This is a genomic window from Amycolatopsis sp. NPDC051128 (genome assembly GCF_040682715.1).
Classification (GTDB): Bacteria; Actinomycetota; Actinomycetes; order Mycobacteriales; family Pseudonocardiaceae; genus Amycolatopsis.
Genome location: NZ_JBFBBN010000013.1, coordinates 168,792 through 188,175 on the forward strand (window position 1 = coordinate 168,792; position 19,384 = coordinate 188,175).

A 19,384-nucleotide genomic window follows, 5' to 3' on the forward strand; every position below is an offset into this window, starting at 1 on the left:
CGGTGAGGTCCGTCCTCGGCCTGTTCCATCCCACCAAGTCGGAACCGTGCCGAACACTGCACAACGGTCCACCGCCGGGTGCCGTAGGTCCTCAATCGGAGGGGCTGTTGGTCCTCGCCTCAAACGCCGGCTCGCCCGCCTTTCAGGGGAGGCGTCAGTGCGCGCCGGCCGTGGGTGTAAAGGTCTGGACCGGGTCGGCTGACACGTCCAGGTGACGGATGGACTCCCCGCCCTTGTGCTGGTACAGCCGGCCGAACTTGCTCTCCAGCACGCTTTCGAGCTTGCGGATGGCGCCGTGGCAGGCGTCGGTCACCGAGCCGGCGTGATGGGTCACCGAAACAGCCCCGTGTCCGGCGAGACGAGCTTCGAGCACGCACCGCCGGTCCAGCCCGGCGGCGCGAGCGGCGATCTCGTCGCCGAGGTGGACTTCCAACCGGGTGATCCGGTCGGAGGACCGGGAGAATGCGGACTCGAACTCCTGCTCGACGCGTCGCATCAGGGCGTCACTGCCGTGCACGTTCTTGTCGGTGCTGATGTGGATCTGCATGCCCTGATCATCTTTGCCGGCCGTGAGTCCACCCAGAACCGCAGGTCCCTGGCCCGAAGGACCAAAGACTCCACGGAGCCCAGCGGCTCGGACCCGGTTCACTGCTGGTGACCTTGTGCTCTTTCGGCGCCCGGTCCACCCGGGAGATTCTCGAGCCGAACCTTCCGATTCACAGCGTGCCGCGCCCGCGGCATGGAGGGAGACATGACTTCAGCCATCACGCCGGTCGGCCTGCTGGATTCCGATCATTTGAAATCCGTGATCGGCGCGGCGGTGCTGGCCCCGTCAACGCACAACACGCAGCCCTGGCGGTTCCGCTGCACCCCCGTGGGCCTCGAGCTGCACGCTGACCCGGACCGCGCGCTTCCGGTCGTCGACGCCGACCAGCGCGAGCTGTTGCTCTCCTGCGGGGCGGCGCTGTTCAACCTGCGCACCGCCATCCAGGCGCTGGGCGCCCACCCCGCCACGACACTGCTGCCCCGCCGTGACGAGCCGAACCTGCTGGCCGTCGTCCGGCCGTTCGCCGCCCGCAAACCCGACCCGCGATTGGTCGAGCTGGCCGATGCGATCCCCCGCCGGCACACCAACCGCACGCCGTTCGAGAAGGCCGCCATCCCGGCCTCCGTGGTCACCAAGCTGCGCCACGCCGCTGAGATCGAGCAGGCCTGGCTGCCCCGGCTGGACGCGGTCCAGCTGGACCGGTTGCGGGAACTGGTGAACAAGAGCCACCACGTCCAGCTTGCCGATCCGGCGTTCGTCGCGGAGTGGCGGTACTGGACCGGGCGTGGGCGGGGCAGCCGCGACGGCGTCCCCGACTACGCCGCCGGAGCGATGCCCGCCGACGACGGCGGCTGGATCCTCCGGGACTTCGGGACCGAGCCCTCGCCCCGGCGCGGCCGGATCGACGAATCCGACCCGCTGGTCGTGGTCATCGGCTCCTTCGACGACACCCGGCTCGACCAGTTCCGCGCCGGTCAAGCCATGCAGCGAGTGCTGCTGACCGCGACCGCCGCCGGGCTCGACGCGTCGTTCATCTCCCAGCCGATCGAAGTCAGCTCCGTCCGTGACGAGCTGCGCGACCTGCTCGGCGGCGGCCTGTGGCCGCAGATCGTCCTGCGCCTGGGGCGGGGCAAGCCGGTGGCGTGGACGCCGCGCCGGTCGCTGGCCGACGTCCTGCTCGAGCCGGACCGGCTCAGCGCCTGATCACAGCGGCCGGGTCGCTTTCCGGCTGACAAATATTCGAATCCGACTTTCGTGGAGGGACTGAAGATGGTGGAAGCAGGCGTGCGGCCGATCGTGGTGGGGGTGGACGGTTCGACCGCCGCGACCCACACGGTGAACTGGGCCGCGCAGGAGGCGGTCCGGCGGAATCTGCCGCTGGTGCCGGTGGCCGTGCCGTACGCGGAAGCGCTGGTGCCCGCCTACCATCGCGCGCAGTTCGAGTACGGCCGCGAGTGGCTGCGCAGCGGGTCGCGCAGCAGCACCGCCCCGACCACGGTGCCATCGACCGTCAGCCACGCGACCGCGGCACCGTCCAGCCGCGCGCGGCTCTGCACCGCCACCGTCCACGGCTCCTCGCCGAGCGGGCCTCCCGGCCTGCCGACTTCGATCCGGCGGCCCTCGACCGTCGCGCGCGCACCGCGGCCGGGCTCTTCGACGACGTCCTGGGGCAGCGACAGAGCCAGGTTCCGGGCGCGGGCTTCGGCCGTGATCGCCTCCGCCAGCACGTGCGGGGACAGCTGGTCAACCGACGCGGCCAGCCGCAGCACCTCGTCCGGCCGCCGGCTCGGTGCGGCCGCGATCTCCACGACGGCGGGCCGCCCGGTAGTGAGCGTCCCGGTCTTGTCCATCACCAGCGTTCGCGCGCGGCCGAGCGTCTCCAGGGGCTCCGCCACCGCGGATGATCACCCCGAGCCGGGACGAGCGGGACAGTCCCGACACGATCGCGACCGGCGCGGCCAGCAGCAGCGGACACGGCGTGGCGACCACCAGCACAGCCACCGCGCGCTCCGCGGAGCCACTGACCAGCCACGCCAGCCCGGCCACCGCGAGCGACAACGGCAGGAACCAGGCGGCGTACCGGTCGGCCAGCCGCACCACCGGGGCGCTCTCCGCGCCCGCTTGGCGCGCCAGCCGCACGATGCCCGCGTACGTGCTCTGCTCCGCGGTGGCCGTGGCCCGCAGTTCGAACGCCGACCCGGCGTTCATCACCCCGCTGCGCACCGGATCGCCCGTGCTCCGCTCGACCTGCAGCGGCTCGCCGGTCAGCACCGACTCGTCCAGCACCGCGAACCCGCTGTCGACGACGCCGTCGGCCGGAACGACCTCACCAGGGCCGACGACCAGCAGATCCCCGACGCCCACGTCCGACAACGCCACCACGCTGACCGTCTCGCCGCGCCGCCGGCGCGCCGACCGGGGCGCGTGCTCCAGCAACGCCCGCAAATCGTGCGACGCGCGTCGCTCCGCCGCCGCGTCCAGTGCCCGGCCGGTCGCCAGCATCACCGCGATCAGCGCCCCGGCCACGTACTCGCCCACCGCCAGCGTGCCCGCCAACGCCAGCACGGCGATCACGTCCACTCCGGCCTGTTTCCGCCGCAGCGCCGCGACCACCCACCACACCGCCGGCGGCACCGCAACCAGCGTGCCGGCGGCCCAGCACACGTCGGCGACCACATCCGCACCCGCCAGCCAGGCCACACCACCGGCCAACAGCGCGCCGACGGTGACGCCCAGCAGCACCGGCTTCGCCCATCTCCGCACCCACTTGCCTGTAGTGGCAGGTGCTGACTCGCCGACCTCGATCACCGATAACCTCCCGCGGCCGCGGCAACTGTCTCCCCGATCCGACCGCGTAGCCGCGCCACGAGATAGAGCACGAGTGCACCATCCACCGGGCCTTTCGTCTCTCGCCACGGCGCCGAAGTGACGGCGGGCACAAGTGCCCGGTTCGGAATCAGCCGGTGAGGGAGCCGAGAGCATCGCGGATGCGTCGGCCCGCCGGATCGCCAGCCGACGTCTGGCAAACAGACGACCACCGCCCGGCGTTGCATACCGCGTGTCGAGAGGCGGGGCCTTCGTCAGCGGGGTCAGGGACTTTCGGATCTAAGGACTCACGCACAGCAACTGCTGTGATCGACAGCATGACCGCTGGTGCCGGTGCACGAGTCCGGGACCAGCAGCTCACCGCTGACCATCCGCCATTCGCCTCCGGAACGGAGCATTTCATGAAAGCCGCCGTCGTCACCGCCTTCGGGTCGCCGCTGCAGATCCAGGACCTGCCGATCCCCGAAATCGGCCCTGACGAGGTCCTCGTGCGGGTCGAGCACAGCGGCCTGTGCCACACCGACATCCACGCGGCGCACGGCGACTGGCCGGTGAAACCGACCCTGCCGTTCGTTCCCGGGCATGAAGGCATCGGCGTGATCCAGGAGGTCGGGGCCGCCGTGCGCAACCGCAGCGTCGGCCAGCGCGTCGCGATCGCCTGGCTCGGCTATGCCTGCGGCGAATGCCGCTACTGCAACTCCGGCCGCGAAACCCTCTGCGAACACCAGCAGAACTCCGGCTACTCAGTCAACGGCGCCTTCGCCGAATTCGCCGCCATCCCCGCCGCCTTCGCCACCCCCGTGCCCGAGGGCGTCAGCTCCCGCGACGCGGCTCCGCTGACCTGCGCGGGCGTGACCACCTACAAGGCCATGAAGGTCGCCGGCGTCGCCCCCGCCGAGACGGTCGCCGTGTTCGGCATCGGCGGGCTCGGGCACCTGGCCCTGCAGTACGCCCGGATCGCCGGCGGGTTCACCATCGCCGTCGACGTCACAGCCGACAAGCTCGCCCTGGCCACCGAGCTCGGCGCCGACCACGTCGTGAACGCCGCCGACGGCGACCCGGCCGACGCGATCCAGGCACTGGGCGGCGCCGACGTCGCTGTCGCCCTCGCCGCCTCCCCGGCGTCGTTCGACCAGGCTTTCCGCTCCCTGCGCCGCGGCGGCCGGCTCGTCTGCGTCGCGCTGCCCGCCGAAGGCACCATGACCCTGCCGATCTTCGACACCGTCCTCGGCGGCAAGTCCGTGATCGGCTCGATCGTCGGAACGCGCAACGACCTCGCCGACGTCTTCGCCCTGCACGCGGCCGGCCGCACCCGCGTGGTGGCCGTGGACCGCAAACTCGACGAGGTCAACGACTCGATCGCCGACGTCCTCGCCGGGCACGTCCCGGCCCGCATCGTCTTCCAGATGTGACTTCGCCGCCGGTGAAGCGATGCGCGGATGACCGGCGTCGCGGCCGGATTCGGGACCGCGGCGCCGGCCTCCGTTCTGGACGTCGCGGCTTCTACCGGCGTTCGCCGTGCAGGGCACGGTTGCCGGGCAGACCACGGTCGCCGCCGTCTTCGGGCAAGTCGTCCTACGGTCGCCGTAGCGTCGAGTCGGTCGGCTGGCGCAAGTGGGTGGCCGTGGCATCGTGGTTTGGCCCCGGTTCGGCACCGCGAGTGGGACCCACCGATCGGGGATTTGTTCGGTGACGTGTGGCGGGCCGGCGCGTCGGATGAGGGTCCTGGGTAGACAGTGTTGGTGAGGGGCTGTCCGCTTGGGAGCCGGAATGGTGTCCAGGGTGGAGTTGTTCGCGCTGATCCGGCGGGATGCGCGGGTGGAAAGGGCTCTCGGTTCGGGCGCTGACTGACCGGCACGGGGTGCACCGCCGGACGGTCCGTCAGGCGCTGGCCTCAGCGGTGCCTCCGCCGCGCAAGACGCCGACGCGTCCTTCTCCGGTGACCGGTCCGCTGCGTGGCGCGATGGACGAGATGCTGCGGGCGGATCTGGACGCGCCGCGGAAGCAGCGACATACCGCGCATCGGATCTGGCAGCGGCTGGTCGACGAGCACGGCGCGACGATCGCTTATCGCACGGTGTCGAAGTATGTCGCGGCCCGTCGACCGCAGATTGCGCTGGAGGCACGGATCCGAGCGGGTGTTATGGACGGATTTGTCCCGCAGACACATCTTCTGGGCCAGGACGCGGAGGTCGACTTCGCTGAGGTTTGGGTGAGCGTCGGCGGTGTCGACACGAAGTGTTTCCTGTTCACGTTGCGAATGTCGTTCTCTGGCAAGGCAATCCACCGCGTGTATTCGTCGCAGGGGCAGGAGGCGTTCTTCGCTGGTCATGTCGCCGCGTTCACCGAACTGGGTGGCGTCCCGGCCGGAGAGATCCGTTACGACAACCTCTCCTCAGCGGTCCGACGAGTCTGCTTTGGAAGATCACGGATCGAGAGGTGCTGTTCAAGTCCGCCTACGGAGTCACGAGTTTCTATTGCATGCCAGGCAAAGAAGGTGCTCATGAGAAAGGCGGTGTCGGAGGCGAGGGCGGCCGGTTCCGGCGCCGCTGGTTCGTCCCGGTCCCGGCGATCGCCGATATCTCCGGGCTGGCCGACATCAATGACCGGCTGGCTGCGGCGGACCTGGCCGAGGACGCCCGCCACATCGACCAGCGGACCAGCACGATCGGGCAGGACTTCGCGCTGGAGGCGCCGCTGCTGGCGCCGTTGCCGACCGACGAGTTCGACATCGCGCTGACCACGACGCCGCGGGTCGACCGATACGCCAGGATCACCGTCCGCCAAGCGCTCTACTGGGTCCCGGCGCAGCTGATCGGGCAGACGGTCCGCGCGAAGCTCGACGCGGAAACACTGGTGGTGCTGCACGGATCGACCGAGGTCGCACGGCACCCCCGGTTGACCACCAAGGGCGGGCAGCACCTGGTGCTGGACCACTCACGTGATCGCTGGGATCCGCGCCACACTCGAGGCCGGGTCGGTCTCACCGGATGTGGTGGCGATCGAGGCCCGCAAGCACGCCGCCGCGGCTGGCGACACCACGACACTCCAGCCGCCGCAGCCCCGGCGCAGCCGCAGCAAGGTCGTGTCCCTGCCGGAGCGTCGCCGCGATGCCGACCTGCCGCAGGACTCCCGGCCCGCGCCGCCGTCGGTGGCTGCCTACGACGAGCTGCTCACCCACCCCAGCGCCATCCGCACTTCCAGGAAGGGGAACGCGTCATGACCCGCACCACCGCCCGCGGCCGGGACCAGATGACCGGGGAAGCCGCCGCCGTCGCGATCGAACAAGCCTGCCGGATCCTGCGGCTGCCCACGATCCGCGACCGGTTCGGCGACCAGGCCGCCGCCGCGGCCCGCCAGCAGGCCACCTACAAGAGCTTCCTGTCGGAGTTGCTGTTCATCGAGTGCGAGGACCGCGAGGTCCGCCGCAAAGCCCGCCTGGTCAAACAGGCCGGGTTCCCGCGCACCAAACGCATCGAGGACTTCGACTTCGCCGCGAACCCGAACGTCCCACCCGCACTCGTGCACACCCTCGCGAAAGGCGCGTGGATCCGCGCCGGGCAGCCAGTCTGCCTGATCGGAGACTCCGGCACCGGCAAATCCCACCTGCTGATCGGGCTGGGCACCGCCGCCGCGGAGGCCGGGTTCAAGGTCCGCTACGTCACCGCGGCCGCGCTGGTCAACGAGCTCGTCGAGGCCGCCGACGACAAACACCTGTCCAAGACCATCGCCCGCTACGGCCGCGTCGATCTGCTTTGCTTGGACGAACTAGGATATCTCGAGCTGGACCGGCGCGGCGCAGAGTTGTTGTTCCAGGTATTCACCGAACGGGAAGAACGCTCCAGCATCGCGATCGCGAGCAACTCCGCGTTCAGCGAATGGGCCCGCACCTTCACCGACCCGCGGCTCTGTGCGGCGATTGTCGACCGGCTCACCTTCGACGCGTCCATCATCGAGACCGGCACCGAGTCGTTCCGGCTGCGCACCACCAAACGCCGCCGCGCCAACCGAGCCAGCTGAAGCGGATTCCCTCGCCAAGCTTGCTGCCACGTATCAGTCACGCATGCCGTGTCTCTCAAGCGGATACTGCCAGTCGGGCGGCAAGCGGTCGCTGGGCGGGGTTCCGGCAACCTCGAACAGGGTGCGTTCGTAACGGCCGCCGAAATCGACGCGAGTGATGTCCGACCATGCCCATTTCCGTGAGCGGTCCCACCACTCGGCGTTCGGGTCCACTTCAAGGAGACGAAGCGATCGGCGCCCGAACTTGACCGGAATCCCGATAAAGCAGACATCCGGGTCGCGACCTTCGATGTGAATCGTGATGGTCGGATACTGCCGAGCCGCAGACCGGACCAGCGGGACCAGATCGCCGAGCGAGATCGTTGCGGCGGGCGGCGCCGGTGGCCACTCGTCGCGCAGACGCAGGGCACGCTCAACGAACTCACGCGAACCTCTACGCGTCTTGACTCGCGCGATATCAGCGATCGGAACGGCCACGAAGCCGTCGACAACGACACTCGCATCCAGGACCGCGACCAGAACCCATCGCTCGCCCACGTCCACGACATAGCCCTCGACGGGGTCCGCGTCACCCAGCACACGCGAAACCCGCACGAGCTCATACGAAGCCTGCGCCCGCTTCAGGCGATCCAACAACGATCCCACAGCACCGATCATGTCCCACAAACCGCGTCAGGGCGACCTCTTTTCCTGCGGCTGCCCATCACAACAAGCCGTTCAGGACACATCACGCGGAGAATCACGCAGCCACCGAACGCTGCCCTGTCAGAACGGTGCGTCGTCCCAGTCCGCCCCGTCCGGCCAACCACGGATCGTTCCCCCGTCAATCTCCACTCGCTGACCGGCAGCGATCTCGGCCGCGAACACGTCCAACGCGTCCTCGGCCAGCAGGCAGTCAGACACCTCACAGGCGTCCTCCAGTTCGCGGCGGACCACCGCAACCGATCGGCCCGAGAACCCGATGAAGACCTCGTCCAGTGCCCACACCAGCGAGACCACTGCGCCCGGCTCACGCTCGCTCACCACACCATCGTCATCAGTGAGTACGCACTCGACCAGCAGGAACACCAGAACGAGGTGGGGCCGCCTCAAGATGCCGACCGATGACGCACCTCAACCGCCGGGGCCAGCCCAAGATGCCGAATCGGGGCCAGTTCGACTTGCCGAAATCACAAGTGGGTGTCGGCTTGAGCGGGCAACGCGGCCACCGTTCAGTCGCTGTCCATCTTGCGCGGACGCCCGCCGCCGGCACCTTGGCCTGGCCGCGCAGCCGCCCAACGCCGCCTTGGCGATGCGGTTGGGCAGGCGTACGCCGGACGGCAGGTCGAGCGGGTCAGCGAGCGAGGCCATGAGATGCTCCAGTTCGTATTTGCCGTACGATCGTAATAGTACGACCATAATGCTACGATGAAGGCAAGCCCTTGATTAGGAGATCTACGCCATGGCGAGATACGGCCCGGAACACAAGGAAGCGACACGGCGCCGGATGATCGAGACTGCTGGTCTTCGACGGTCTGGCCGCCGCCGGCCTCTTTCAGCTGCCGTTCGCTGCCCAGGTCGGCGGGGACAGCCTCGATCACCGCGACCGCAGTCGCGATCGAGGAGCTCACCTACTACTCGAGCTCCATCGCAGCGGTCTTCGACGTGCACTGCATCCTTGCCGGCAACGTGCTGACCCACGGCACCGAAGCGCAGCACCAGCGGTGGCTGCGTCCTGTTGCCGAGGGCACCATCGTCGGCGCTTTCGCCACCACCGAGCCCGCGGCGTCCCCCGACCTGAGTCCGCAAGCCGTGCAGGCGGTCGCGGTCCGGCACGGCGACACCTGGGTGCTCAACGGTCGCAAGCGCTGGATCTCCAACTCTCCCGTCGCCGGGTTCATCGTCGACACCGGTCTGCCGGGGGTCCGCGTGGGAGAGCCCGATCAGAAGATGGGCAACCGCGGCCAGCTCACAGCGGACGTCTGGTTCGAGGACGTCGAGCTGATGGACGACGCGCTGCCCGGCGGCGAGCCGGAGCAACCGAGGTGAACGCCTTCCTCGACCGCTGACCGCAGGCAAACACACTCAAGACCAAATCAGGACAAGGAGTCCCCATGACGACGAACAAGCCGGTAGCCCTCGTGACGGGTGCGTCCTCCGGCATCGGGAAGGCCGCGGCTCTCGCGCTGGTCGAGGCCGGGTACGAGGTGATCGGCACCAGCCGTGCTGCCGCGAAGGCCACTCCGCTCGGCGGCGTGACGTTCATCGATCTCGACGTGGCCGATGACGAGTCGGCCGCCGCCGCGGTCGGGCAGGTGGTCGAGCGGTTCGGCCGGATCGACGTGCTGGTCAACAACGCCGGCTTCGGCTCCGGCGGTGCCGCCGAGGAAAGCTCGCTCGAGCAGGACCAGCGTGTCTTCGACATCAACGTCTTCGGCGTCCTGCGGATGACGAAGGCCGTCCTGCCGCACATGCGATCCCGGCGCAGCGGCCGGATCGTCAACATCTCTTCGATCGTCGGGTTCATCCCGATGCCCTACATGGCCGTCTACGCCGCGTCCAAGCACGCGATCGAGGGCTACTCGGAGTCCCTGGACCACGAGGTCCGCGAGCACGGTGTGCGGGTCCTGCTCGTCGAGCCCGCCTGGACGAACACGTCCTTCGAAGCCAACGCCACCCAACCCGACCACCCGCTGCCGATCTACGCCCGGCAGCGACGTGCCTTCGAGCAGCAGATGGCCGAAGCGGTGAAGAACGGCGACGACCCCGCCGTCGTCGCCAAGGCCGTCGTCGCGGCCGCCACCGACGCCAAACCGAAGCTGCGCTACCCCGCCGGGCAAAGCGGGCGCGTCCACACACTGCGCCGCTTCGCCCCCGCCGCGATCTTCGACCGGCAGATCCGCAAGCTCAACGGGCTGCCCGCATGAACACCTCACGGCCGAAACCCGGTTCGGGGCAGGGCCTTCCGCGACCTTCGCCTACCGCCGCCTCGGCCCGCGAGGCGGTGTCCCGCTGATCCTGCTGAACCGATTCCGGGGCACCATCGACTGGTGGGACCCGGAGTTCCTGGACCACCTGGCCACCGAAACAGCGGCGACGCCGAGACCGCGGAGTCCCTGCTCGCCGACATCCTGCCCTCCGAAGCCGAAGACAGCGATGGCGGAGCGGCGGTTTATGGTGATGCCGCCTACGGGGCCGGGGAACTGCTGGAGCGGCTGGACAGCGCCGGTATCCACAATGGACTCAAGGTACAGCCGCCCGCAGCCGTGAAAGGTCACTTCCCCAAGGACACCTTCAACATCGACCGGTGCTGATCGACATCGAGGGTTGTGGCAGGCCCGTGGTTTTCGAACGCTCTGTCATCGGCATGAGCGCGCGTCTGGCCGGTTCCACAAAGCGGGCCTGCCGGGCGCGGACCGGGCGAGATCTACGTGTAGTCCGTGAGCTGGAAGCGGCGGGTGCGGAGCCGGTATTCGATCATGTAGCCGGGCCAGTTGTTCGTGTTGCGCCGGCCGTCGAGGTACCAGCTGTCACAGCCGCCGGTGTTCCACACCGTGGTGGACAGCCGCTTCTGGGTCTGCTCGTCGAAGCGGTCGAGGACATCTTTGCGCACGTCGAGCGTGCGGATCCCGGACGCCAGTGCCTGCGCGGCCTGGACGATGTAGGCGATCTGGCTTTCGAGCATGTGGACGATCGAGCCGGAGCCGACGTTGGTGTTCGGCCCGTACATCAGGAAGAAGTTCGGGAAGCCGCTCACCGCGATGCCGAGATAGGCGCGTGCGCCGTTTCGCCATTCCTCGCCGAGTTCCCGGCCGTCCGGCCCGATCACCCGCATCGGCGCGACGAAGTCGTGCGAGCGGAAGCCCGTTGCCAGGATGATCGTGTCGACGGGGTACTCACCGCGGGCAGTCACGACAGCGTGGGGGTGCACGGCGACGATCGGGTCGTCCACCAGGGCCACGTTCGGCCGGTTCAGCGTGCGGTAGTAGTCGTTGGACGTGAGGATCCGCTTGCAGCCGGGTTCGTAGTCCGGCCGCAACCGGCGGCGCAGGGCCGGATCGCGCACCCGGCGCAGCGCGAGGCGGCAGAGAAGTCCGATGTGCACGGACAGCAGCCGCCGTCCCTTCGACGTCACCAGAGCGGGGTTGAGCAACAGCTCGAACCACACGAACACGGCCAGGCGGGCGAGTTTCTGCAGACCGGGGACGCGCCGGTTGAGCAGCCGGCGCAGCCGGGGGTACCGGCGGTCCGGCTTCACCGAGATCCAGTGCGGCGAGCGCTGGAAGACGTGCATCCGGGCGACGTCGGACGCGATCAGTGGCACGAACTGGATGGCGCTGGCGCCGTTGCCGACCACCGCGACCGAGCGGCCACGCAGGTCGTGTGCGTGGTCCCATTCGGCCGAGTGGAACACCGCACCGGCGAAGCTCCCGAGCCCGGGCAACGCCGGTCGCGCGGGGCGGCGCAGCTGCCCGCACGCCGACACCAGCAGGTCGGCCGCGAAGGCACGGCCGTCCCGGGTGCGGATCCGCCAGACACCGGCCTCGGCGTCGAAGTCGGCCTCGGTGACCTCGGCGCCGTACACGATGTGCTCGGTGATCCCGTACCGGATGGCGCACGACCGCAGGTAGTCCAGGATCTCCGGCTGTTCGGCGAACCTCCGCGACCAGTCCGGGTTGGGTGCGAACGAGTAGGAGTACAGCAGCGCGGGTGCGTCGCAAGCCGCCCCGGGGTAGGTGTTGTCCCGCCAGACGCCGCCGAGGTTCTCGGCCTGCTCGAACATCGTGATGTCGGTGAAACCGGCCTGCTTGAGCCTGATCGCCAGGCCGATGCCGCTGAAGCCACTGCCCACGATGGCGATGGCCGGCCTGGCGCGCTGCCCCATTCGCGTGCTCTCCTGCTCGTGTGTGGTCGGTGATCGCACAGTAGGGAGCGAGGGCGAGGAGCAGCCATGCTCGAGGCGGACACATCCGTACGACTTTCGGCCAACAGCAGGCGGAGCACCGCCAGCGCTGCGTTGCTGACGGAGTTCGCGGCCGAACACGGCCTGCCGGCGGAGCGCTGCCTACGGGGCACCGGGCTCAGCCCCGCGGACCTCGAAGATCCGGACGCCGAAATCGACGCTGCCCAGGAACTGGCTCTGATCGGGACCCTTGTCCGAGAGCTGGCGCACGTGCCCGCACTCGGGCTGGCCGCGGGCCGGCGCTACCACCTGACCACCTACGGGCTGCTCGGCCTGGCCGTCATCAGCAGCCCGACACTCGGCCAGGCGATCGACGTCGGCCTGAGCTACCTCGACCTCACCTTCATGTTCACCCCGTTCACGGTGGAGCACGTCGGGCACGGCCTGCGCGCGACGCTCGACCAGCGCCCCCTCGCCGGCGCCGGCCCGGACGTCACCCGGTTCCTCGCCGAGCGCGAGATGGCCGCGGTCGTCACGTTCGTCCGGGACCTGATCGGGCTCGGCAGGCCGATCATCCAGCTGGATTTCCAGCACCCGGAGCCGGCCTACGGCGCCGCCGTCTACGAGCGCGTGTTCGGCGTGCGGCCGGCCTTCGGCAGGCCGGTGACCTGCGGCGTGATCACGGCGGAGGCGCTGAGAACACCTCTGTTGCAGGCCGAGCCGCGGACCGCGGAGCTGTCCCGGCGCCAGTGCGAGCAGCGCCGGGCCGCGTTGTACCGTCCCGCGCCGGCGAACGTGGCCGAGAAAGTTCGGGACCGGCTGCGCCGCGGCTTGGAGCGGGGCGCGGGGATCCCCACGCCCCGGCAGGTCGCCGCGGAACTCAACCTCGGCGAACGGTCGCTGAGGCGCGCCCTGCGAGCCGAAGGAACGTCGTTCAGCGCGCTTGTCATCGAGGTGGCGACCGCGTTCGCCCGTTCCCTGCTGGCCGAGGGGCACACCGTCGAGGCAGTGGCAGGCACCCTCGGCTACGCCAGCGCGTCCGGCTTCAGCCACGCGTTCAAACGCTGGACCGGCACCACCCCCGGAGCGGCCCGCTAACCGACGCGCCTGCCGGATAGGGTGGCGTCATGCCGGACTCGGAGCGACCGAAGCGCTCGCGCCTGCGCGGGCCCGCGCGACGCGCGAAGATCCTCCAGGCAGCCCTGGAAGTGCTCGCTGCCACCGGCTACCACGCGACGGCGATGAGCGCGATCGCCGAGGCCGCCGGAGTCACCCGGTCCGTGCTCTACGACCACTTCCCGAACAAGCGGGTCCTGCTGCTGTCCGTCCTGCAGGAGCAGAACGCGATCCTGATCGAGCACGTCGGCGCCCGCATCACCGGGACCGGCACGCCCGAAGAGCGCATGCGCGCCACGATCGACGCCTACTTCAGCTTCGCCGAAACCCGGCCCGCTGCCCGGCATCTGCTGTTCGACCGGACCGACGAGGACGACGCCGAGATCCAGGCCGTCCGGTGGGGCATCCTGGACTCCCGCGCGCGAACGGTGACCGCGCTGCTGTCTCAGGACCTGCGCCAGGTCGGGATCGACCCCGAGTCGCCGGCCGCAGAAGCCATGGTGGAACTGCTCATCACCGGGCTCGACGGGATGGCCCAGTGGTGGGCGCGCCACGACGACGTCTCCCGTGCGGACCTCGTCACGTCAGCCATGCGGCTGCTTTGGACCGGGCTCGACCCGCGCTGCTGAACTCACCCCGGCGCTCCCCGCCACTGAGACCGGCACCACCGGGCAGGCTCAGTCCGGGCGCCGTCCTGAGGCCTGATCACCAGGCCGTGCTCGATGCGGACACTTCGATACGACTTACGGCCAACGGCAAGCGCAGCACGGCCGGCGTGGCATTGCCGGCCGTGCTCGCCGGCGAGCACGGGATGTCGATCAAGCCTTGTCCGCGCCGGCCTTCCCGCGGTGGACAAACACCACGCCAGGAGTGTTCCGCTAACCGACGCTTCTGTCGGGTGTGAGCACACCGTACGCCGGCAGGACACGTCAGGCTGGCCCGGCGGCCGAGGCGACAGTGACCGTTTGTGCTCTACCACCGTTCCATTCCGAGGCTTGACTCGACGACAGGTACCACACCATCCTGCTCCCCACGAAAACCGACGGTGCTGTCGGTTCGAGTCATCGAAGGAGTCTCCAATGACGGATGACGTCCACTCGTCGAACCACTCCGGCCCATCGGCCGCCACCGATCACACGGGCATGGGCCGTCGCCGGTTCCTCGGCTCGGTCGTCGCCGGCGCGGCCGCAGCGGGTGTGGCAGGTCTCGGGATCACCCCAGCGGCCCAGGCCGCGTCCACGCCCCGGTCGGCGCGCACCGCGGCCGCCGGGCGCCGAGTCGCGGTCTTCGGCGGCGGAATGGGCGGGCTGACCGTCGCCCACGAACTCGTCGAACGCGGCTACCAGGTGACCGTCTACGAACGGAAGGCCTGGGGCGGCAAGTGCCGCAGCATCCCCGTTCCGGGCACCGGCACCGCCGGCCGCCTGGATCTGCCCGGCGAGCACGGGTTCCGGTTCTTCCCCGGTTTCTACCAGAACCTCCCGGACTCGATGAGCCGGATCCCGCTGCCCGGCGGCGGAACCGCGCACGACAACCTCGTCCCCGGGGAAGAGGAGGTCGCCTTCTACCGGGGCATCACGCTGCGACTGCCCGCACGGGGAAGCATCATCGGCACCCTCAGCCCCGATTCGCTGCTCGCCTTCCTGCAGACCGCGCTCACCCTCGGAACACTGGTGCCGATCAACGAAATCACCTACTTCCTGCAGAAGATGATCGTGTTCGTCACCAGCGGACCCAAGCGCCGCCTCGGACAGTGGGAGAAAACGAGCTTCGCCGATTTCGTCAAGTCGGCGAAGATGTCCCCGAACTACCGGGACATCCTGGTGGACATGTTCACCAGCACCCTGGTCGCGGCCAAGGCGGACAAGGCGAACGCCCGCACCATGGGGCTGATGGCCGAGGCGTGGGTCTACAGCACGCTCGGCCTCGGCGGCTACAAGGCACCCGACCAGGTGCTCAACGCTCCCACCAACGAGGCGCTCATCGACCCGTGGGTGCGCTACCTGACCGACCGCGGAGTCACCTTCAACCTCGGCGCCACCCTGACCGAGCTGCAGGTCACCAACCGCACCATCAGCGGGGCCCGCGTCAGCACCAGCACCGGTGACACCACGGTCGCCGCCGACCACTACGTGCTCGCGGTCCCCGTCGAGCGAGCCGTTCCCCTGCTCAGCAACGACATCCTCGCCGCCGACCCCAGCCTGGCCGGCATCCGGAACCTCACCACCGACTGGATGAACGGCATCATGCTGTACCTCAAGCGCCCGCTGCAGCTGAGCAAGGGACACGTCGCCTACTCCGCCCAGCCCTGGGCCCTCACCTCCATCAACCAGGGGCAGTTCTGGAAGAGGCCGTTCGCCACAACCTACGGCGACGGCACCGTCCAGGACTGCTACTCACTCGACCTGTCCGCCTGGGACAAACCCGGTGTCCTCTACGGCAAGCCCGCCAAGCAGTGCACACCCAACGAGATCATCGCCGAAGTCAAGGAACAGCTGCGCCGCTCCATCCCCTTCGGCCCCTTCGCCCTGCCGGACTCCGTCATCCACTCCACGTTCATCGACCCGGCGATCACCGGGCCCGGCACCGCGAACGTCGCCAACGACGAGCCCCTCCTGATCAACACGCCCGACTCGTGGAACAACAGGCCCGAGGCGAGGACGGCCATTCCCAACCTCTACCTCGCCGCCGACTACGTCCGCGCCGACATCAACCTGGCCACCATGGAGGGCGCGAACGAAGCCGGCCGCAAGGCGGCCAACGCGATCCTCGACAACTCCGGCGGATCCTCACCCCACGCCAAGCTCTTCACCCTCTACCGGCCCACCGAATTCGCCGGGATCTACGCGGACGACGACAACCGCTACGCCCTGGGCCTCCCCAACGCCTTCGACACCATGGACCCGGCCAAACCCTGACCGGACGCACCACGGGTGTATCGCGACCACACCCGTGGTGCGCCACCCGGCTCGTCCCCTCGCCAGTGCCTACGATTGGACCGAAACTGTCGATGAGTGGACCATCCACGCAGCACCGCACTTCACCCTGGCCGGCCGTCAGCTACCCACGACGGTTCCGCGAGACCGAACCCGTCAACCACCGGATCGGCCGGCCGTTGCGGCGGCTCATCCGGCAGGACACCCCCGACCCCGCCTTGCTGGACACGATCGGCCGCCGCCTGACGGCGCGGGACGAAACCGGGGCCGCGCTGGCCCGCGCGATCCGCATCGCCGACCCGGCCGATCCGGACAAGGTGACGATGGCGCAGTTCGAGCAAGCGCTCACCGGCGGAATCGAGCAGGTACCCGACGCACCGCGGCCCCTGCGTGACTTCTTCGCCGTCGTCGACACCGTTCCGGACTGGGTGGACTTCGACCTGGTCAACGAAGGGGGCCGGACATTCCGGCGCTTCGGCCGCACCGTCGCCGACGTCCTCCTCCAGCTGGCACTGATCGGCTCGTACCGGTTCGGCGGTGCGTCCGACCTGCTGGTCGCCACCGGGGCCCTGACCGGAACCAAGACTCGGCGCAGGCTCGCCGAGACCCAGCATTGGGCGACCACCCTCTCCGGCCACGACGCGCTGCGGCGACCCGGCGCCGGGTTCCGGCTCACGGTGCACGTCCGCCTCATGCACGCGCTGGTCAACCACCGGTTCGAAACCCACGGGCGGTGGGACGTCGGCCGATGGGGGCTGCCGATCAACCGATCCGACCTGGCCGCGACCCTCGGCCTGTTCAACGCCGTGTCACTACTGGGCGTCCGGCTCCTCGGCGTCCGCGTGACCCGGGCCGAGTCCCGCGCGGTGATGCACATGTGGCGCTACACCGGCTGGCTCATGGGCGTGGACGAAGACTGGCTCCACGACAGTGAACGTAGCCAGCACCGGCTCAATTACCACCTGCTGCTCACCCAGAGCTATGGCGGCCCGGCCGGACCACCCCTGGCCAAGGCAGCCGTCGACGCCCAGCGAACCCTCCACTTCAGGCACTTCGCCCGGCAGCGCGGAACCTACGCCCGAGAACGACTACTCAGCATGCTCGGCTTCTTCATCGGCCGGAAAGGCGTGCGCGACCTGGGTCTCCCCTACCGGCTCCCGTGGGCCGTACCGCCGCTGCTCGCCGTCAACTTTCTCCACCACCACATCCTCGGCAGGACCGCCATCGGCCGCCGCTACCTCCTGGGGCACGGCGACCGGGCCATCCGGAAGCTCCTGCGTCAGTACTTCGGCGAAGACATGCCCGATGTCGCCGAACTCCGGTCATGACAACAGAAGCGACGGCACGACACCTTGGCACCTCTGTGCTGTCCGCGGAGGGAGCCCGATGACGTACGACTCGGCCGAGGTGATCGTGGTGGGCGCGCGCTGCGCGGGCAGCGCCGCCGCGATCGCGGCGGCGCGAGCGGGACGGCGGGTGGTGGTGCTGGACAGGGCGACGTTCCCGTCCGACACGCTGTCCACCCAACTCTCCCGCCCTGCCCGCCGACCTGCTGTGCGATATCGCCGTAGGGTTGCGGCGCGACAAACCTGGCCGGACCAGGCCGCAGTGTGGATGGTTCGAGGCAGCGCCGGCCTACGCCACGACCCTGCGCTCCCCGAGGGATGCAGGCGCTGATCCCGCTCGACCACGCGCCCCGTTCGTTCCCGCTCGACCCGGGTCTCAGCGTCCGGCCGGCAGTGCCACCACGGCCAGTCCGGAGCCCTGGATGCCGGCCACCGTTCGTCCGGAACCTTCGATGCCGGACGGGACCATCACGACCCCCAGGCTCAGCGCACACGCCATTGCGGTCATGAACCGGCGCATGTTTCTCACGATGACCCGCTCGTCTGGCGACCACTGCATTCTCACGGCCATCGACCCGGCTACAACCACCGACGCGTCCCCGGGAACGAGTGCATCGAAAGCCGCAGAAATGCCGTAGCAAGGCACCGGCAAACGTACCCACAGATCCCTCGAGCGAACCGCAGGTCACCGAAGTCCAGGTCCGGCCCCGACGCCTGTCGCTGTTCACAGTCGATCGGCGCGGCCTGCTGCTCGCCTTGCACGTCACACAGGCGCTGCCCGCAGTCGCGACGACACCGTGTGGCACAACCCCGCCGGAACGACGCGGCCCGTCTGCAGCATGTTCGTTCCTCCGCGAGCGCTTCGACGGGGCGGCGGCGAGTCTCGCGGTGAGGCCCGGTCGTTGACCTGCTCACAGAACTCCCGGCAGGCTGTCTCCAGTTCGCCGAAGGTGCGGTACTGGTCGAGCAGGTTGGTGTCGGTGGGGACCAGATCCGCCTTCGCGATCCGCACCGTTGCCTCCGACCCGCCCTTGGACTGCGGGTCCGCCGGGACGCAGGTGCGGATCGTCATCCCGTAATGCCTGCCCACTTCGACGATGTCGGGGTTGCGGACCGCGATCGACGCGACGTGGTCCACCGACACCGTCTTCTCGTTGTCGGTCAACGCATACGTCGGAACACCACCGATCCGCCGCAGCGTCGTGTCCAGACACGCCACGATCGTCGGCAAGGTCTTGTCCATCACCGGGCTCACCACCCGGAACCGCGACCAGGCCAGCCACGCGCACCACAGCTGCGTCTGCCGCCCGCCGATCTTCGGGCCGTGGCCCCAATCCCACTGCAACCACAGGCCCGGTTCCACAATCCAGGGGCGGAACACCCGCCGCTGCCCGGCTCGCAGGCGCTGCTTCACTTCCGCGACCACCCGGCGAGTGGCCGAGGAAGCGGCCGGGCGGGACGCGGCGAACCTGCGAACCCGCCGCAAGCGGGCCGCGTTCCGGCGGGCAAGACCTTCGGCGACTGGGACGAGCAAGCCTCTTCCATCGCGCGGCCGACACAGGAGGGTCTGCCCAGGGTTTGGTTGACATCTCACCTGTGAGGCTTCGGCCTCGCCCGGAAGGATGTCACCGTGCCCAAGCCCTACCCCCGTGAGTTCCGCGACGACGTCGTGGCTGTGGCCCGCCGCGGCGATGCCCCGTTGAAGCAGGTC

The 19,384-nt window shown here is 69.3% G+C and carries 17 protein-coding genes and 3 pseudogenes; 12 read left to right on the forward strand and 8 right to left on the reverse strand.

Annotated elements, in window-relative coordinates:
• Positions 1-154 precede the first annotated feature (154 nt).
• A complete protein-coding gene (locus tag AB0M82_RS16750) occupies positions 155-547 on the reverse strand; it encodes an HPF/RaiA family ribosome-associated protein (RefSeq protein ID WP_364722327.1) in 393 nt (130 codons plus the stop codon).
• A gap of 204 nt (positions 548-751) precedes the next feature.
• Between AB0M82_RS16750 and AB0M82_RS16755 the strand changes: the two genes are divergently transcribed.
• Complete coding sequence (locus AB0M82_RS16755) at positions 752-1,750, forward strand: nitroreductase family protein (protein ID WP_364722329.1); 999 nt, start codon at positions 752-754, stop codon at positions 1,748-1,750.
• 218 nt (positions 1,751-1,968) lie between these two features.
• On the opposite strand, the gene AB0M82_RS16760 is transcribed toward AB0M82_RS16755, so the two are convergent.
• Together AB0M82_RS16760 and AB0M82_RS16765 are read right to left on the reverse strand one after the other, a co-directional pair.
• Positions 1,969-2,355 (reverse strand): hypothetical protein, encoded by a 387-nt coding sequence (locus AB0M82_RS16760; protein ID WP_364722331.1) that lies wholly within the window; start codon positions 2,353-2,355, stop codon positions 1,969-1,971.
• A complete protein-coding gene (locus AB0M82_RS16765) occupies positions 2,291-3,310 on the reverse strand; it encodes a hypothetical protein (RefSeq protein ID WP_364722333.1) in 1,020 nt (339 codons plus the stop codon). Before AB0M82_RS16765 ends, AB0M82_RS16760 begins: the two co-directional genes overlap by 65 nt.
• A 464-nt stretch (positions 3,311-3,774) precedes the next feature.
• Between AB0M82_RS16765 and AB0M82_RS16770 the strand changes: the two genes are divergently transcribed.
• From AB0M82_RS16770 to istB, 3 genes and pseudogenes are all read left to right on the forward strand, one after another.
• Positions 3,775-4,785 carry a zinc-dependent alcohol dehydrogenase gene (locus tag AB0M82_RS16770; RefSeq protein WP_364722335.1) on the forward strand — a complete coding sequence of 337 codons (1,011 nt, stop codon included), beginning with the start codon at positions 3,775-3,777 and terminating at the stop codon, positions 4,783-4,785.
• A gap of 358 nt (positions 4,786-5,143) precedes the next feature.
• A pseudogene (gene istA, locus AB0M82_RS16775) lies at positions 5,144-6,596 on the forward strand (IS21 family transposase).
• Between the two features lie 29 nt (positions 6,597-6,625).
• Positions 6,626-7,393, forward strand: a complete 768-nt coding sequence (gene istB, locus AB0M82_RS16780) for an IS21-like element helper ATPase IstB (protein ID WP_364722367.1) — start codon at positions 6,626-6,628, stop codon at positions 7,391-7,393.
• Between the two features lie 33 nt (positions 7,394-7,426).
• On the opposite strand, the gene AB0M82_RS16785 is transcribed toward istB, so the two are convergent.
• On the reverse strand, positions 7,427-8,038 hold the full coding sequence (locus tag AB0M82_RS16785) for a hypothetical protein (protein WP_364722337.1): 612 nt from the start codon (positions 8,036-8,038) through the stop codon (positions 7,427-7,429).
• A 120-nt stretch (positions 8,039-8,158) separates the two neighbouring features.
• A complete protein-coding gene (locus tag AB0M82_RS16790; protein ID WP_364722339.1) occupies positions 8,159-8,461 on the reverse strand; it encodes a hypothetical protein in 303 nt (100 codons plus the stop codon).
• Between the two features lie 558 nt (positions 8,462-9,019).
• Here AB0M82_RS16790 and AB0M82_RS16795 point away from each other — a divergent pair.
• From AB0M82_RS16795 to AB0M82_RS16805, 3 genes are all read left to right on the forward strand, one after another.
• Entirely contained in the window at positions 9,020-9,421 is a 402-nt protein-coding gene (locus tag AB0M82_RS16795; protein ID WP_364722369.1) for an acyl-CoA dehydrogenase family protein, read from the forward strand.
• 65 nt (positions 9,422-9,486) lie between these two features.
• Positions 9,487-10,299 carry an oxidoreductase gene (locus tag AB0M82_RS16800; protein ID WP_364722341.1) on the forward strand — a complete coding sequence of 271 codons (813 nt, stop codon included), beginning with the start codon at positions 9,487-9,489 and terminating at the stop codon, positions 10,297-10,299.
• Between the two features lie 123 nt (positions 10,300-10,422).
• A complete protein-coding gene (locus tag AB0M82_RS16805) occupies positions 10,423-10,686 on the forward strand; it encodes a hypothetical protein (RefSeq protein WP_364722343.1) in 264 nt (87 codons plus the stop codon).
• Positions 10,687-10,799: 113 nt separating this feature from the next.
• On the opposite strand, the gene AB0M82_RS16810 is transcribed toward AB0M82_RS16805, so the two are convergent.
• A complete protein-coding gene (locus AB0M82_RS16810) occupies positions 10,800-12,257 on the reverse strand; it encodes an NAD(P)/FAD-dependent oxidoreductase (protein WP_364722345.1) in 1,458 nt (485 codons plus the stop codon).
• Between the two features lie 66 nt (positions 12,258-12,323).
• On the opposite strand from AB0M82_RS16810, the gene AB0M82_RS16815 reads away from it, so the two are divergent.
• From AB0M82_RS16815 to AB0M82_RS16835, 5 genes and pseudogenes are all read left to right on the forward strand, one after another.
• Positions 12,324-13,373, forward strand: coding sequence for an AraC family transcriptional regulator (locus tag AB0M82_RS16815; protein ID WP_364722347.1), 1,050 nt, complete (start codon positions 12,324-12,326; stop codon positions 13,371-13,373).
• 29 nt (positions 13,374-13,402) lie between these two features.
• Positions 13,403-14,020 carry a TetR/AcrR family transcriptional regulator gene (locus AB0M82_RS16820; protein WP_364722349.1) on the forward strand — a complete coding sequence of 206 codons (618 nt, stop codon included), beginning with the start codon at positions 13,403-13,405 and terminating at the stop codon, positions 14,018-14,020.
• 450 nt (positions 14,021-14,470) lie between these two features.
• Positions 14,471-16,309, forward strand: a complete 1,839-nt coding sequence (locus AB0M82_RS16825; RefSeq protein WP_364722351.1) for an FAD-dependent oxidoreductase — start codon at positions 14,471-14,473, stop codon at positions 16,307-16,309.
• 92 nt (positions 16,310-16,401) lie between these two features.
• Positions 16,402-17,655, forward strand: coding sequence for an oxygenase MpaB family protein (locus AB0M82_RS16830; protein ID WP_364722353.1), 1,254 nt, complete (start codon positions 16,402-16,404; stop codon positions 17,653-17,655).
• Between the two features lie 58 nt (positions 17,656-17,713).
• Positions 17,714-17,857 (forward strand): annotated as a pseudogene (locus AB0M82_RS16835) (FAD-dependent oxidoreductase); the annotation flags it as partial.
• Positions 17,858-18,049: 192 nt separating this feature from the next.
• Here the strand turns inward: AB0M82_RS16835 and AB0M82_RS16840 are convergent.
• Together AB0M82_RS16840 and AB0M82_RS16845 are read right to left on the reverse strand one after the other, a co-directional pair.
• A complete protein-coding gene (locus AB0M82_RS16840) occupies positions 18,050-18,193 on the reverse strand; it encodes a hypothetical protein (RefSeq protein ID WP_364722355.1) in 144 nt (47 codons plus the stop codon).
• Between the two features lie 326 nt (positions 18,194-18,519).
• Positions 18,520-19,108 (reverse strand): annotated as a pseudogene (locus tag AB0M82_RS16845) (IS21 family transposase); the annotation flags it as partial.
• Positions 19,109-19,384 lie beyond the last annotated feature (276 nt).